This window comes from Paraburkholderia sartisoli (assembly GCF_900107685.1).
Classification (GTDB): Bacteria; Pseudomonadota; Gammaproteobacteria; order Burkholderiales; family Burkholderiaceae; genus Paraburkholderia; species Paraburkholderia sartisoli.
Genome location: NZ_FNRQ01000005.1, coordinates 177,153 through 191,118, shown reverse-complemented (window position 1 = coordinate 191,118; position 13,966 = coordinate 177,153). Strand labels below are relative to the sequence as shown.

The following is a 13,966-nucleotide window of genomic DNA, read 5'->3' as shown; positions in this document are numbered from 1 at the left end:
TGAACCTTTCAAAGGAAATGTATGGGCGAATTATAACGGGTTCGCTTTTGGCCCGAATTTCGTCCGTTCGGCCAACGATAAAAAAGCGGTGTGTTTCACGTGAAACACACCGCCTTTAACCGCAATCGGGCAAGCAACGCCGCGGTTAAGCGACCTTTTTGGTCAGCCCCAGATACGTCTCAATGACGCGAGGATTCTGCGCCAGATCCGCGGCGGCACCCTCGAGCACCAGTTCGCCAGTTTCAAGAACGTAGCCGTAGTCCGATATCTGCAGCGCCGCGCGGGCATTTTGCTCGATCAGCAACGTGGCAACACCCGTCTGCCGCAACGCACTAATGATATGAAAAATCTCTTTCACGATGAGCGGCGCAAGCCCGAGGCTCGGCTCGTCGAGCATCAACAGATCGGGCTTGCCCATCAATGCCCGACCGACCGCCAGCATCTGCCGCTCGCCGCCCGACAACGTGCCCGAGGCCTGTTTGCGCCGCTCCTTCAACCGCGGAAACAACTGAAACACCGGTTCGAGCTGATCGAGAAAATCGCGCTCTCCGGCCCGCTTGCGGCGATATGCGCCGAGCACGAGATTGTCCTCGACCGTCATCGTGGAAAACAGCTCTCGCTTTTCCGGGACCAGACACATGCCCCGTTCAACCCGTTTTTCGACAGGTACGGCGCTGACGTCCTCGCCCCTGAAGGCGATCGCGCCCTTCGCATGCCCGCTCACCGGCAAAGCACCCATGATCGCGTTGAGCAGCGTCGACTTGCCTGCGCCGTTCGGCCCGATCACCGACACGATCTGGCCGGACCGAACCTTGATCGCCGCTTTGTGCAGCGCCTCGACCTTACCGTAGCGAACGGACAAGCCTGCAACGTCAAGAATCGGCGCGCTGGAATCAGGTTGCATCGTCATCATTCCACCCCGCCGAGATAGGCTTCGAGCACGGCCGGATCCTTCTGCACATCCTGCGGCAAGCCTTCCGCGATTCGGGTACCGAATTCCATCACCACCAGCCGATCAGTCAGATTCATCACAAAATCCATGTCGTGCTCGACCAGCAGCACGCTCATGCCCTCTTCCTTGAGCTTTTTCAGCAGCACAGCCAGTTGCTGCTTTTCCTGATACCGAAGCCCGGCAGCAGGTTCATCCAGTAGCAGGAGCGTCGGATCACAGCACAGCGCACGCGCGATTTCCAGAATCCGTTGCTGCCCCAGCGCCAGGCTGCCGGCTTCGTCGTACATATGCTGCTCGAGGCCGACGCGACGAATCTGCCGTGCAGCCTCCGCCATCAGGCGGCCTTCTTCCGCTCCGTTGAGTTTCGCGACGCTACGCCAGACACCCGCGTGGCCGCGCAGATGCGCGCCAATCGCAACGTTCTCCAGCACCGTCATACCGGGCAGCAGCTTGACGTGCTGGAACGTCCGGCCGATACCGCGTTTGACGATTTCACGTGAAGTCAGCGAATCGATCCGCTCGCCGCGGAACGCAATCTCACCGCTCGTCGCCTGCAACACACCGGTCACCAGATTGAACGTCGTCGATTTGCCGGCACCGTTCGGACCGATCAAACCGATGATCTGGCCGGCCTTTACTTCAAAGCTGACATCGTTCACCGCAACCAGCCCGCCGAACTGCTTGCGCGCCTTCACGACCGAGAGCAGCGTCTCGCCAGCCGTCGGCTTGCTGCGCTGCGGCAAAGGTTCAGCGTGATCGGGCACGTGGGCGCTTGGGCCACCCGGAAAGAACCGCGCGACGAACGGCCAGACGCCCTGACGCGCGTATTGCAACAACAGCACCATCAGGATGCCGAAGACAATCACTTCGAAATTGCCGCTTTCGCCAAGCAGCTTCGGCAGCCAGGTCTGGAGGTAATCCTGCAGGAGCGTCAGGATAGCCGCGCCCAGCACGGCGCCCCACACGTGCGAAACGCCGCCCACGACCGCCATGAACAGAAACTCGATGCCGTGGTTCAGGCCAAACGGCGTCGGGTTCACCGCGCGCTGCAGATGGGCATAGAGGAAGCCCGAAACAGAAGCGAGAACCGCCGCGTAGACGAAGATCACGACGCGCATCCACGCTGTATTCACGCCCATTGCCTCGGCCATCGAGCCACCGCCGCGAAGTGCCCGGATTGCGCGTCCCGGCCGGCTATTAAGCAGATTCTGAACAGAGATCACCGCCGCGAGCACGACAACCCAGATCAGGTAATAGATGTGCCGCCCCGACTCCAGCTGGATACCGAATACGTTGAGCACCGGAATGCCGTTAATGCCGTCGTATTTGCCGAGCATCTCCATGTTGCCGAAGAGGAAGAACAGCGCGAGCCCCCACGCGATCGTCCCGAGCGGCAGGAAGTGGCCGGACAGGCGCATCGTCACCGCGCCCAGCACGAGCGCGATCAGCGCCGTCAGCACGACGCCGACGATCAGCGCGAGCCACGGCGACACGCCGAACTGCGTCGTCAGATACGCCGTCGAATACGCGCCCACGCCGACGAACGCGGCCTGCCCGAAGCTCGTCATCCCGCCGATGCCCGTCAGCAGCACGAGCCCGATCGCGACAATCGAATACAGTCCGATGTAGTTGAGCAGCGTGACCCAGTACTCGGGCACCCGGATCGGCTGCGGCAACACCGGCAGCGCGAACATCACCACGAGGAACAGCCAGAAGAACCTGTTTTGCATGATCCGTTTCATCGTGTCACTCCTCGTCCTCTTCCGCGTGCGGGCTCACGAAACTTCGCCACAGCAGCACCGGGATGATCAGCGTGAACACGATCACTTCTTTGTAGGCACTCGCCCAGAACGACGAGTAGGACTCCAGCACGCCCACGAGGATCGATCCGGCGGCCGCCAGCGGGTAGCTGACGAGACCGCCGATGATCGCCCCCACGAACCCCTTCAGGCCGATCAGGAAGCCCGAGTCGTAGTAGATGGTCGTGAGCGGCGCCACGAGGATGCCGCACAGCGCGCCGAGGCCCGCGGCAAGCGTGAACGCGAGCCGCCCCGCCTGCGTCGTGCCGATGCCGACGAGGCGCGCGCCGACGCGGTTCACCGACGTCGCGCGCAGCGCCTTGCCCGAGATCGAGCGGTCGAAGTACAGGTACAGCGCCGCGATCAGCACGACGGCGGTGCCGATGACCCACAGGCTCTGCCCGGAGATCGTCATGCTGCCGACGTTGAACGTGGCGTCGGAGAAAGCCGTCGTGCGCGAGCCCTCCGCGCCGAACATCACGAGACCAACCCCGACCATCGCGAAATGCACGGCGACCGCGACGATCAGCAGCAGCAGCGTGGTCGCTTCCGCGATTGGTTCATACGCGAGCCGGTACACGAACGGTCCCATCGGAATCACGATCAGCAGCGTCAGCGCGATCTGCACGACCATCGGCAGCGGCTGCATGAAGAGGCCGCGCGTCACCGCATAGACGGCAATCGGGAACAGCAGATATTTGCCCGCCAGCGTCACGAGCGTGCGGGCCGCGTGGCGCCGCCGCTCAGGATGCCGCACGAGCCCGGCCGTCTCGACGACGAAGCACGCCGCGCCCATCGCGATCAACAGCCAGCAGGTGGCCGGAAACTTCTGCGTCTGGATGGCGGCGAGCGTCAGCGCGCCATATGAGACGAACTCGCCCTGCGGAATGAAGATCACCCGCGTCACCGAGAACACCAGCACCAGCGCAAGTGCGAGCAACGCATAGATTGCGCCCGTGGTGATCCCGTCCTGGGCAAGGATCGCCGCTATAGATAGATCCATACTTCCTCTGAAACGTCGAAGTCGAAATTGAAACCGGGGCCGAGGCGTGAACCAGCGGGCACCTTTGTCGTCGGAATGAGTTCGTCATCCCTGCACGGAAACGCGACCGCCGCGCCCGGGTAAGGCGCGGCGGTCGTCGCCATTTTCATCGAACAGAATGCCGGCGCGGCGGCGCCGCCACACCGTATGCGAGAAGCGCGTACTTTTTAGTCGTTCTGGAGTTTCCACTTGCCGTCGACGATTTCGACCATCACGCGTGCGCGGTCGTCGAAGCCGTTGTGGTCGGTCGTCGTGGTGTTCATGATGCCGTGCGCGACCGGCAGGTCCTTCAGGTTCTCAAGCGATGCACGCAATGCCTCGCGGAACGCTTCCGTGCCCGGTTGCCCTTTCTTCAGCGCTTCGGGGATCGCGCGCTGCAGCATCTGGCCTGCATCCCACGCGTGACCGCCGAACGTGGAGAGCGTGCCCGCGCCGTAGGCCTTCTCATAGGCGACCTTGTACGCTTCGGACGACTTCTTCACCGGGTTCGAGTCCGGCAGCTGCTCGGTCACGAGAACCGGGCCGGCGGGCAGCAGTTCGCCTTCGCAGTCCTTGCCGCACACGCGCAGGAAGTCGTTATTGGCCACGCCGTGCGTCTGGTAGATCTTGCCCTTGTAGCCGCGCTCCTTCAGCGTCTTCGCGGGCAACGCGGCCGGCGTGCCCGAGCCGGCGATCAGGATGGCGTCCGGGTTCGAGCTGAGCAGTTTCAGCACCTGGCCTGTCACGGAAGCGTCCGTGCGGTTATAGCGTTCGTTCGACACCACCTTCAGGTGATGCGCGGCGGCCGACGCGCTGAACACCGTGTACCAGTTCTCGCCGTACGCATCCGAGAAGCCGATGAAGCCCACGGTCTTCACGCCATGCTTTTCCATGTATCCGGCGATCGCGTCGGCCATCAGGCCGTCGTTCTGCGGCGTCTTGAACGCCCACATGCGCTTCGCGTCCATCGGCGCGATGATCGCGGCCGATGCGGCCATCGAGATCATCGGCGTCTTGCCTTGCGACACCACGTCGAGCATCGCCAGCGAATTCGGCGTGACCGTCGAGCCAATGATCGCGTCGACGTGATCTTCGTCGATCAGCTTGTGCGTGTTCTGCACCGCGCGACTCGTATCGGATGCGTCGTCGAGCACGATGTACTGCACGCTCTTGCCGCCGATCTCCTTCGGCAACAGCGCGATCGTGTTCTTCTCCGGAATGCCGAGCGACGCAGCCGGCCCGGTCGCCGATAACGTCACGCCGATCTTCACCTGTGCCGACGCGGCGGTCGCGCCGCATACGAGCGCCGCTGCGAGGCTTGCGCGTACCCAGTTGCCTGTTGTTTTCATTGCTGTCTCCAAACGCTGTGCGTTGCCTGTTGTTTGATCCGGCTTCTACGCCGGTTTCTGAATCTAGTTTTCGGCTTCGGGCGTGAATAGCATGGTTTTCCCTGTTCGGGATAAAACGCCTCTGCGTCGCTGCCACAACCGGTACGCAGAAAAAAAGGCACGTCTGACTGAACGTGCCTGTTTCCGGGTTCAAATGCGCTGTCTCGTCCTGGATCAGTCGGTGGCCAGCTTCCACTTGCCGCCGACGATCTCGACCATCACGCGCGCCCGCTGATCGAGGCCCGCGTGATCGCTCGCGCTCATGTTGAAGATGCCATGTGAAGCCGGCATGTCCTTCGTGCTTTCGATCGCCGCGCGCAACGCGTCGCGGAACGCCGGCGTGCCGGGCTGCCCTTTCTTCAGCGCGAGCGGAATCGCGCGTTGCAGGAGCAGGCCGGCGTCCCACGCATGGCCGCCGAACGTCGACACCGAACCCGCGCCATACGCGGCTTCATACGCGTGTTTGTACGTCAGCGCGGATTTCTTCACGGGGTTCGAATCAGGCAGCTGGTCAGCCACCAGCAGCGGACCCGCCGGCAGATACGTGCCATCGCAATCCTTGCCGCACACGCGCAGGAAGTCGTTATTCGCGACGCCGTGCGTCTGGTAGAACTTGCCCTTGTAGCCGCGCTCCTTCAATGTTTTTTGCGGCAGCGCAGCCGGTGTACCCGCACCGGCGATCAGCACGGCGTCCGGGTTCTGCGACATCATCTTCAGCACCTGGCCGGTCACCGAGGCGTCGTTGCGCGCAAAGCGTTCGTTCGCGACCACCTTGATCTTCGCGAGATCCGCGGCCTTCGCGAATTCGCGGAACCAGCTCTCGCCGTAGCCGTCCGAAAAGCCGATGAAGGCAACGGTCTTCACGCCATGATTCGCCATGTGCTGCGCGATCGCCGTCGCCATCAGGATGTCGTTCTGCGGCGTCTTGTAGACCCACGCGCGCTTCGCATCCATCGGTTCGACGATCGTGGCCGCGGCGGCCATCGAAATCATCGGCGTGGTAGTTTCAGCCGCGACGTCGATCATGGCCAGCGAGTTCGGCACGACAGTCGAGCCGATGATCGCGTCTACATGGTCTTCGCTCGTGAGCTTGCGGGCATTCTTCACCGCCAGCGTGGAATCCGTTGCGTCGTCCAGCACGATGTATTCGACCTTCTGGCCGGCGACTTCCTTCGGCAGCAACGCGATCGTGTTCTTTTCCGGGATGCCCAGCGAAGCCGCCGGGCCCGTGGCCGACAGGGACACGCCAATTTTCACCTGCGCCGACGCCCCACCGCTCCATGCTGCCAACACGGCCGCCGCGACGCATGTCGCGCTGATCCATCGCATTGCCGACTTCATTCCGCTCCTCTACCCCGTCATCTCCGCGCGCATTGGCGTCGATTCAATAATTCGAGAATTTTTACACCGACCACATGGTCGGCGAATGGCGAGTGTAGCGGACGCGCGCGCCCGGCTGCAAGCGTTTTGGCAGCTTCAGGGCGTTGATAATCCAGCGAAAAATGCGGAAGAGAAATACGTGAGGAAATGCTGTGGGGATTCAGCGCGGGATAAACCGGAAATAAAGCCGATGCATGACTGAAAAGGCAAATAAAAAGCGCTGCTGGATATCAATCCAGCAGCGCTTTCGTGTGGGCACTTTGTGCCTCATGTCTCCTCGTTCTCCACCTGCAAATTTCGTGTCGCCGGTGCTTCAGAACTGCGTGAAGATTAAACAACCCCGAATCGTGGGACAACTAGCATTTACCCTAGTGGTGCAATGCAGCACTCATTTGGGGCGTGTTTTATAGCGTCCGGTTGATGTTTCGGCGCGTTGTCGCGCGAACGCGAAGCCGCCGGTTATATCGGATACCGAATCATTTCCGGCTGTCACGCGATCGCTCATGCGCGCAGTGGCCGCACCCGCGCCACGATCTCGCCGACAATGCCGCGCCGGAACGCCAGCACGCATGCGATGAAGATCACCCCGGTGACGATCGTCACCGCTTCGCCGAACGAGCGGAACCAGTCGATGCCGGTCGCGTTCGCGAGTGCGGTGCCGATATCGCCCAGCCGGTCCTCGAGCGCGACAATCAGGGCCGCGCCGAGCAGCGGCCCGAAGAGCGTGCCCATGCCGCCGACGAGCGTCATCAGGATCACGAGACCGGACATGGTCCAGTACGCGTCGCCGAGCGTCTCGAAGCCGAGCACGAGCACCTTCAGCGACCCGGCAAGCCCCGCGAGCCCCGCGGACAGCACGAACGCGAGCAGCTTGAAGCGATCCGTGTCGTAGCCGAGCGAAACCGCACGCGGCTCGTTCTCCTTGATCGCGACCAGCACCTGCCCGAACGGCGAATGCACGATCCGCACGATCAGCAGGAACGCCAGCACCATGATCGCGAGCACGACGTAATACAGCGCAAGGTCCGACGAAAGATCCAGCATGCCGAAGAGCTTGCCGCGCGGCACGCCTTGCAGGCCGTCTTCACCGTGCGTGAATGGCGCCTGCAGGAACACGAAGTAGACCATCTGCGCGAGCGCGAGCGTCACCATCGCGAAGTAGATGCCCTGCCGGCGGATCGCGAAGAGCCCGACGATCAGGCCGAGCAGCGTCGCCACCGCAGTGCCCGCGACGAGACCCAGCTCCGGCGAAAACCCGAGCGACTGGACGCCATAACCCATCGTGTAGCCCGCCGACGCGAGGAACATCGCGTGCCCGAACGACAGCAGCCCCGTGTAACCGATCAGCAGGTTGAACGCGGCCGCGAAGAGCGCGAAGCACAGCACCTTCATCACGAACAGCGGATAGGCGCCGATGAACGGCGCGGCGATCAGCGCGACAAACAGTAGCCCGTATAGCGCTTTTCTCTGCATCATTTTTCCTTGCCGAAAAGACCCGCGGGACGCACCAGCAACACGAGCGCCATGATCACGAAGACGACGGTCGCCGACGCTTCCGGATAGAACACCCGCGTGAGCCCTTCGATCACGCCGAGCATCAGGCCGGTCAGGATCGAACCCATGATCGAGCCCATCCCGCCGATCACGACGACGGCGAACACCGTGATGATCATCGGCTGCCCCATCAGCGGCGAGACCTGAATGACCGGCGCGGCCAGCACGCCGGCAAACGCCGCGAGCGCAACGCCGAACGCATAGGTGAGCGTGATCATGCGCGGCACGTTGACGCCGAACGCCTCGACGAGCTTCGGATTCTCGGTGCCGGCGCGCAGATACGCGCCAAGACGCGTTTTCTCGATGACGAACCACGTGGCGAAGCACACGACGAGTGATGCGACGACGACCCACGCGCGATAGTTCGGCAGGAACATGAAGCCGAGATTGGTCGCGCCGGACAGCGCGGACGGCACGTCGTAAGGCTGGCCTGACGATCCGTAGATCGAACGGAACACGCCTTCGACGACGAGCGTGAGCCCGAACGTCAGCAGCAGGCCGTAAAGATGATCGAGGCGATACAGCCAGCGCAGCATCGTGCGCTCGATCACGATGCCAAAGAGCCCGACCACCAGCGGCGCGACCACCAGCATCGCCCAGTACGGAAGGTCGAAATAGGCGAGGCCCATCCACGTGATCATGGCGCCGAGCATGAACAATGCTCCGTGCGCGAAGTTGATCACGTTGAGAAGGCCAAAGATCACGGCGAGACCCAGGCTCAGGATCGCGTAGAACGAACCGTTCACGAGTCCGAGCAGCAACTGGCTCAGCATCGCCGGAAGCGGAATGCCAAAGATTTCCATTAAACCCGTCGTCCAGATGAGATCGATAGACGCGCGAACCACTCGGCGCGTGGGCCGTCGGGCGTCCGCACGTTGACCCGCGCAACTGCGCGGGTCAACGTGCGACGATGCCGCCTGCCGCCGCCCGCAAACGGGCGCGCGTCAGCCGACGCTTACTTCCACAGCGCGCAGCGCGATTCCGCCTTCGTATCGAAAGCTTCGTCGCCCGGAATCGTCGCGAGGATCTTGAAGTAGTCCCACGGCTCTTTCGATTCAGACGGCTTCTTCACTTCCATCAGATACATGTTGTGAATCATGCTGCCGTCCTGGCGGATGTACCCCTTCGCGTAGAAGTCGTCGATCTTGATCTTGTGAAGCTGATCCATCACCTTGTCGCTGTCGGTCGTGCCGGCTGCCTGCACGGCCTTCAGATACGTCGTGACGGCCGAGTAGTCCGCGGCCTGCAGGCTGGTCGGCATCTTCTTCATCTTCGCGAAGTAGCGTTGCGCCCACTGACGCGACTTCGCGTCCATGTTCCAGTACCAGCTGTCCGTTGCCAGCAGACCCTGCGTGGTTTCGAGGCCAAGGCTGTGGATATCGGTCAGGAAGACCAGCAGCGCGGCGATCTTCATCGTCTTCGTGATGCCGAATTCCTTCGCGGCCTTGATCGAGTTGATCGTGTCGCCGCCCGCATTCGCGAGGCCGAGCACCTGCGCCTTCGACGCTTGCGCCTGCAACAGGAACGACGAGAAGTCCGACGCCGACAGCGGATGACGCACTTCGCCGAGCACCTGGCCGCCGTTCGCCTTCACGACGTCCGCCGTGTTCTTCTCCAGGGCCTTGCCGAACGCGTAGTCAGCCGTCAGGAAGAACCACGTCTTGCCGCCCTGCTTCGTCACGGCGGAACCCGTGCCCTTCGCAAGCGCCATCGTGTCGTACGCGTAGTGGACCGTGTACGGCGTGCATTGCTCGTTCGTCAGGTTGTCCGCGCCCGCGCCGATGTTGATGTACGGAATCTTCTTTTCGCCCGCGACCTGGCTGGTCGAGAGCGCCGTCGCCGAGTTCGTGCCGCCGATGATCGCGTTCACGCCTTCGCGGTCGATCCATTCACGCGCGCGCGAGGCTGCGATGTCGGCCTTGTTCTGGTGGTCGGCGTAGACGAGTTCGATCGGCTTGCCGTTCACCTTGCCGCCGAAGTCGGCGATTGCCATGCGGATCGCTTCGAGGCCGCCCGGGCCGTCGATGTCCGCGTACAGGCCCGAAAGGTCGGTGATGAAGCCGATCTTCACGGTGTCGCCCGCGGCGGCCTGGGCCGTGCCCATCGTCAGCGCGGTACTGGCGATGCAAAGTGCCGCGAGCCCTGCGAGAGTCTTCAGTTTCATGCGTGTCTCCTTGTTTCCATGCTTGTGGTTATTCAGAGGCATTCAGGCGTTCCCACTACGTCGACGCTTACACCCCGAGCAGATCGTGTAGAACCGGCATCTTGCTTTCGAGCTCCCCTGCGCCGAAATGCTCGACGATATGGCCGTGTTCCATCACGTAAAAACGGTCGGCGAGCGGAGCCGCAAACCGGAAATTCTGTTCGACCATCACGATCGTATAGCCGCGCGACTTGAGCGTCATGATCATGCGCGCGAGCGCCTGCACGATGACCGGCGCGAGACCTTCCGAGATTTCATCGAGCAGCAGCAGGCTTGCCCCGGTACGCAGAATACGCGCGACGGCCAGCATCTGCTGCTCGCCACCCGACAGGCGCGTGCCCTGGCTCTGGCGCCGCTCCTGCAGATTCGGGAACATCGAATAGATCTCGTCGATGGACATCGCGCGCGCCGCGTCGCCCACGGGCGGCGGCAACATCAGGTTTTCCTCGCACGACAGGCTCGAAAAGATGCCGCGCTCTTCCGGGCAATAACCGACGCCACAGTGAGCGATCCTGTGCGTCGGCATCGCGATGGTTTCGCGGCCCGAGACCTGGATCGAGCCGGTGCGACGTCCCGTGAGCCCCATGATCGCGCGCAGGGTCGTCGTGCGGCCGGCGCCGTTGCGGCCGAGCAGCGTGACGACTTCGCCCCGGCTCACCGTGAGATCCACGCCGTGCAGAATGTGGGACTCGCCATACCAGGCCTGCAGGCCGGCGATCGCCAGCGCGGGCACGGCACCGGCCGCGCCGCTCACTTCGGCGCTTTCGCGTTCCGCAATGGTGTTCATGCATGCGCTCCGGCGAGGGCTGCGTCCGCGCTACCCATGTAGGCCTGCATCACGAGCGGATTCTTCGACACGTCCGCGTAGCTGCCTTCGGCCAGCACCTCGCCGCGTTGCAGGACCGTGATCGTGTCCGAGATGCCGGCGATGACGTTCATGTTGTGCTCGACCATCAGGATCGTGCGTCCCGCCGATACTTTCTTGATGAGCGCCGTCACGCGGTCGACGTCCTCGTGGCCCATGCCTTGCGTCGGTTCGTCGAGCAGCATGAGTTCGGGCTCCATCGAAAGCGTCGTCGCGATTTCGAGCGCGCGCTTGCGGCCGTACGAGAGTTCGACGGTCGGCACGTCGGCGAAATCGGTGAGGCCCACCTGCGTGAGCAGATCCATCGCGCGATCGTCGAGCTCGCGCAGCGAGCGTTCGCTCTTCCAGAAATGAAAGGCGGTGCCAAGCGAGCGTTGCAACCCGATGCGAACGTTCTGCGATGCTGTCAGATGCGGAAACACCGCGGAAATCTGGAAGGACCGGATGATGCCGCGCCGCGCGATCTGCGCCGGACGTTCGCGCGTGATGTCGATGCCGTTGAAGACGATCTGGCCCGCTGTCGGTTCCAGGAATTTGGTCAGCAGGTTAAAGCAGGTGGTTTTACCGGCGCCGTTGGGGCCGATGAGCGCGTGGATCGACCCGCGGCGCACGCGCAGGTTCACGCCGCTCACGGCGGTGAACCCCTTGAATTCCCTGGTCAATCCGCGCGTCTCAAGAATCGTGTCGCCGAGAATCATGTTCCCTTCCAGACGGAGTGAGGCGAAGTGCTACGATCTTCCGCGCCTGAAAACCGCGCGACGTTTTATGACGACACCCTCGTGTCGTCCGTTTGCGTGGTGCACCAATGCGGACGGTAATCCATGCCGCACCACACAGCACGGGTGCCATTGTCTCGCCAATGATGCAGCGCATTCATCGGGATTTGCACTTAGTGTTTTATGCGCACCCCGCATTCGATTACGTGCATGTCATGCAATTGACACCGTTTGCGGACGATGTGTCTCTGTTTCGAGACCCGAAAGTCGAGCACGGCGATCGGCGCGGATCATGTCGCTTGCGCGCTCCGCGATCATCAGCGTCGGCGAGTTCGTGTTGCCCGACGTGATGCCGGGCATGACCGAAGCATCGACGACACGCAGACCGTCGACGCCGATCACGCGCAGCCGGTTGTCGACGACCGCGCCAGGATCGTCGACGACACCCATGCGGCAGGTGCCGACCGGATGAAAGATCGTCGTGCCGACCTGGCCTGCCGCCTGTTGCAGTTCTTCTTCTGTCTGAAACTGGATGCCTGGCAGGATTTCTTCGGGGCGATAGCGCGCCAGTGCCGGCGCCGCTGCGATACGGCGTGTCAGTCGCAGCGCGTTGGCGGCGACGTGACGGTCGTAGTCGGTGGAGAGATAGTTCGGCGCGATGAGCGGCGCCGCATGCGGATCGTTCGATTCGATGTGGATGCTGCCGCGCGACGTGGGCCGCAGATGGCACACCGAAGCCGTGAACGCGTTGAACCGATGCAGCGGTTCGCCGAACCGGTCGAGCGACAGTGGCTGCACGTGGTACTCCAGGTCGGGGCGCGTGAGCGCGCGATCATCGGGATCCGACCTGGCGAACGCGCCGAGTTGCGATGGCGCCATCGACATCGGTCCGCTTTGCAGCAGCAGGTATTGCAGGCCGATCATCAGTTTGCCCCACCAGTGCGCGGACGCCGTGTTGAGCGTACGCACGCCGTTGACCCTGAAGGCCATGCGCAACTGAAGATGATCCTGAAGGTTTTCGCCGACGCCGGGCAGATCGCGCACGACCTCGATACCGAGGTTTTGCAGACGCGCGGCGTTGCCGATGCCCGAGAGTTCGAGCAGTTGCGGCGAGTTGACGGCGCCTGAGCTGAGCACGACTTCGCAGCGTGCTTTCGCGATGAAGTCGGTGTTGTCGCCACGATATTCGACGCCCGTGCAGCGGCGTCCTTCGAAGACGAGGCGTTGCGTGTGCGCGCCCGTGATGACCGTGAGGTTTGGGCGTTGCATTGCGGGGCGGAGGAACGCTTTCGAGGCATTCCAGCGGATCCCGCGTTTCTGGTTGACGTCGAAGTAGCCGACACCGGTGTTGTCACCGCGGTTGAAGTCGTCGGTGGCCGGAATGCCGGTTTGCTGCGCGGCTTGCGCGAAGGTTTCGAGCACCTTCCATTTGAGGCGCTGTTTTTCGACGCGCCACGGGCCGCCTGCGCCGTGCGATTCGCTGGCGCCGCCGTGATAGTCCTCACTGCGTTTGAAGATGGGGAGGACGTTTTGCCAGGCCCATGACGGGTCGTTCGTGACGCGAGCCCATTCGTCGTAGTCTTCGCGCTGGCCGCGCATGTAGATCATGCCGTTGATCGACGAGCTTCCGCCTAGCACGCGTCCGCGTGGATAAGAGAGGGAGCGGCCGTTCAGGCCGGGTTCCGGCTGTGTTTTATAGAGCCAGTCAGTGCGAGGGTTGCCGATGCAGTAGAGGTAGCCGACCGGCACATGAATCCAGTGGTAGTCGTCCTTCCCGCCGGCTTCTATTAGCAGTACCTGCACGTCCTTGTCTTCGCTCAGGCGGTTGGCAAGGACGCAGCCTGCCGTGCCGGCGCCGATTACGATGTAGTCGAATTCGCCTTCCAGCAGACGGTGGTTTGTTTGTTCATTCATGGTCGTCACCCAGTCGTTCCTTGTTCGGGTCGCCGTTCACGACATGCCGATGGGGTTTTTGTTTTGTTCTGGCTTTTTGGCCTTTCCTTTTGTTGTTCTGGGCTGTTGGCCTTTCCTTGTATTCGTGTCGGTCTATTGGCGTTGCCCCTGTGCGGGGCGGCACCTACTTTTCTT

12 protein-coding genes are annotated in these 13,966 nt (G+C 62.5%); 1 reads left to right on the top strand and 11 read right to left on the bottom strand.

Translation table 11 applies throughout. The features are described from left to right. Positions 1 to 145: 145 nt before the first annotated feature. From BLV45_RS16755 to BLV45_RS16735, 5 genes are all read right to left on the bottom strand, one after another. Positions 146 to 910, bottom strand: coding sequence for an ABC transporter ATP-binding protein (locus BLV45_RS16755; RefSeq protein ID WP_245753363.1), 765 nt, complete (start codon positions 908 to 910; stop codon positions 146 to 148). Further along, the gene (locus BLV45_RS16750) at positions 910 to 2,694 is read right to left on the bottom strand and encodes a branched-chain amino acid ABC transporter ATP-binding protein/permease (protein WP_090535080.1); all 1,785 of its coding nucleotides are present in this window, start codon (positions 2,692 to 2,694) and stop codon (positions 910 to 912) included. The genes BLV45_RS16755 and BLV45_RS16750 overlap by 1 nt, the downstream gene beginning before the upstream one ends. Before the next feature lie 4 nt (positions 2,695 to 2,698). Beyond that, a complete protein-coding gene (locus tag BLV45_RS16745; RefSeq protein ID WP_090535079.1) occupies positions 2,699 to 3,754 on the bottom strand; it encodes a branched-chain amino acid ABC transporter permease in 1,056 nt (351 codons plus the stop codon). A 206-nt stretch (positions 3,755 to 3,960) separates the two neighbouring features. Continuing rightward, the gene (locus tag BLV45_RS16740) at positions 3,961 to 5,121 is read right to left on the bottom strand and encodes an ABC transporter substrate-binding protein (protein ID WP_090535078.1); all 1,161 of its coding nucleotides are present in this window, start codon (positions 5,119 to 5,121) and stop codon (positions 3,961 to 3,963) included. 213 nt (positions 5,122 to 5,334) lie between these two features. After that, complete coding sequence (locus BLV45_RS16735) at positions 5,335 to 6,501, bottom strand: ABC transporter substrate-binding protein (protein WP_090535077.1); 1,167 nt, start codon at positions 6,499 to 6,501, stop codon at positions 5,335 to 5,337. Here BLV45_RS16735 and BLV45_RS27605 point away from each other — a divergent pair. Continuing rightward, positions 6,389 to 6,742, top strand: a complete 354-nt coding sequence (locus tag BLV45_RS27605; RefSeq protein ID WP_176954183.1) for a hypothetical protein — start codon at positions 6,389 to 6,391, stop codon at positions 6,740 to 6,742. The two genes, BLV45_RS16735 and BLV45_RS27605, sit on opposite strands and share 113 nt — an antisense overlap. A gap of 299 nt (positions 6,743 to 7,041) precedes the next feature. Here the strand turns inward: BLV45_RS27605 and BLV45_RS16730 are convergent, their stop codons facing one another. The 6 genes from BLV45_RS16730 to BLV45_RS16705 form a co-directional block, all read right to left on the bottom strand. Further along, on the bottom strand, positions 7,042 to 8,013 hold the full coding sequence (locus BLV45_RS16730) for a branched-chain amino acid ABC transporter permease (protein WP_176954195.1): 972 nt from the start codon (positions 8,011 to 8,013) through the stop codon (positions 7,042 to 7,044). Then, positions 8,013 to 8,897 (bottom strand): branched-chain amino acid ABC transporter permease, encoded by an 885-nt coding sequence (locus BLV45_RS16725; RefSeq protein ID WP_090535075.1) that lies wholly within the window; start codon positions 8,895 to 8,897, stop codon positions 8,013 to 8,015. Before BLV45_RS16725 ends, BLV45_RS16730 begins: the two co-directional genes overlap by 1 nt. 152 nt (positions 8,898 to 9,049) lie before the next feature. Beyond that, positions 9,050 to 10,258 (bottom strand): ABC transporter substrate-binding protein, encoded by a 1,209-nt coding sequence (locus BLV45_RS16720; RefSeq protein WP_090535074.1) that lies wholly within the window; start codon positions 10,256 to 10,258, stop codon positions 9,050 to 9,052. 67 nt (positions 10,259 to 10,325) lie between these two features. Further along, entirely contained in the window at positions 10,326 to 11,084 is a 759-nt protein-coding gene (locus BLV45_RS16715) for an ABC transporter ATP-binding protein (RefSeq protein ID WP_090535073.1), read from the bottom strand. Next, positions 11,081 to 11,860: an ABC transporter ATP-binding protein gene (locus tag BLV45_RS16710; protein ID WP_090535072.1), complete on the bottom strand. Its 780-nt coding sequence runs from the start codon at positions 11,858 to 11,860 to the stop codon at positions 11,081 to 11,083. Before BLV45_RS16710 ends, BLV45_RS16715 begins: the two co-directional genes overlap by 4 nt. A 231-nt stretch (positions 11,861 to 12,091) precedes the next feature. Further along, on the bottom strand, positions 12,092 to 13,792 hold the full coding sequence (locus tag BLV45_RS16705; RefSeq protein ID WP_090535071.1) for a GMC family oxidoreductase: 1,701 nt from the start codon (positions 13,790 to 13,792) through the stop codon (positions 12,092 to 12,094). Positions 13,793 to 13,966: the final 174 nt, after the last annotated feature.

Bases quoted from the DNA above. Each gene is read 5' to 3' on its own strand.
- BLV45_RS16755 (WP_245753363.1), bottom strand. From the start codon at position 910: ATGACGATGCAACCTGATTCCAGCGCGCCGATTCTTGACGTTGCAGGC.
- BLV45_RS16750 (WP_090535080.1), bottom strand. From the start codon at position 2,694: ATGAAACGGATCATGCAAAACAGGTTCTTCTGGCTGTTCCTCGTGGTG.
- BLV45_RS16745 (WP_090535079.1), bottom strand. From the start codon at position 3,754: ATGGATCTATCTATAGCGGCGATCCTTGCCCAGGACGGGATCACCACG.
- BLV45_RS16740 (WP_090535078.1), bottom strand. From the start codon at position 5,121: ATGAAAACAACAGGCAACTGGGTACGCGCAAGCCTCGCAGCGGCGCTC.
- BLV45_RS16735 (WP_090535077.1), bottom strand. From the start codon at position 6,501: ATGAAGTCGGCAATGCGATGGATCAGCGCGACATGCGTCGCGGCGGCC.
- BLV45_RS16730 (WP_176954195.1), bottom strand. From the start codon at position 8,013: ATGCAGAGAAAAGCGCTATACGGGCTACTGTTTGTCGCGCTGATCGCC.
- BLV45_RS16725 (WP_090535075.1), bottom strand. From the start codon at position 8,897: ATGGAAATCTTTGGCATTCCGCTTCCGGCGATGCTGAGCCAGTTGCTG.
- BLV45_RS16720 (WP_090535074.1), bottom strand. From the start codon at position 10,258: ATGAAACTGAAGACTCTCGCAGGGCTCGCGGCACTTTGCATCGCCAGT.
- BLV45_RS16715 (WP_090535073.1), bottom strand. From the start codon at position 11,084: ATGAACACCATTGCGGAACGCGAAAGCGCCGAAGTGAGCGGCGCGGCC.
- BLV45_RS16710 (WP_090535072.1), bottom strand. From the start codon at position 11,860: ATGATTCTCGGCGACACGATTCTTGAGACGCGCGGATTGACCAGGGAA.
- BLV45_RS16705 (WP_090535071.1), bottom strand. From the start codon at position 13,792: ATGAATGAACAAACAAACCACCGTCTGCTGGAAGGCGAATTCGACTAC.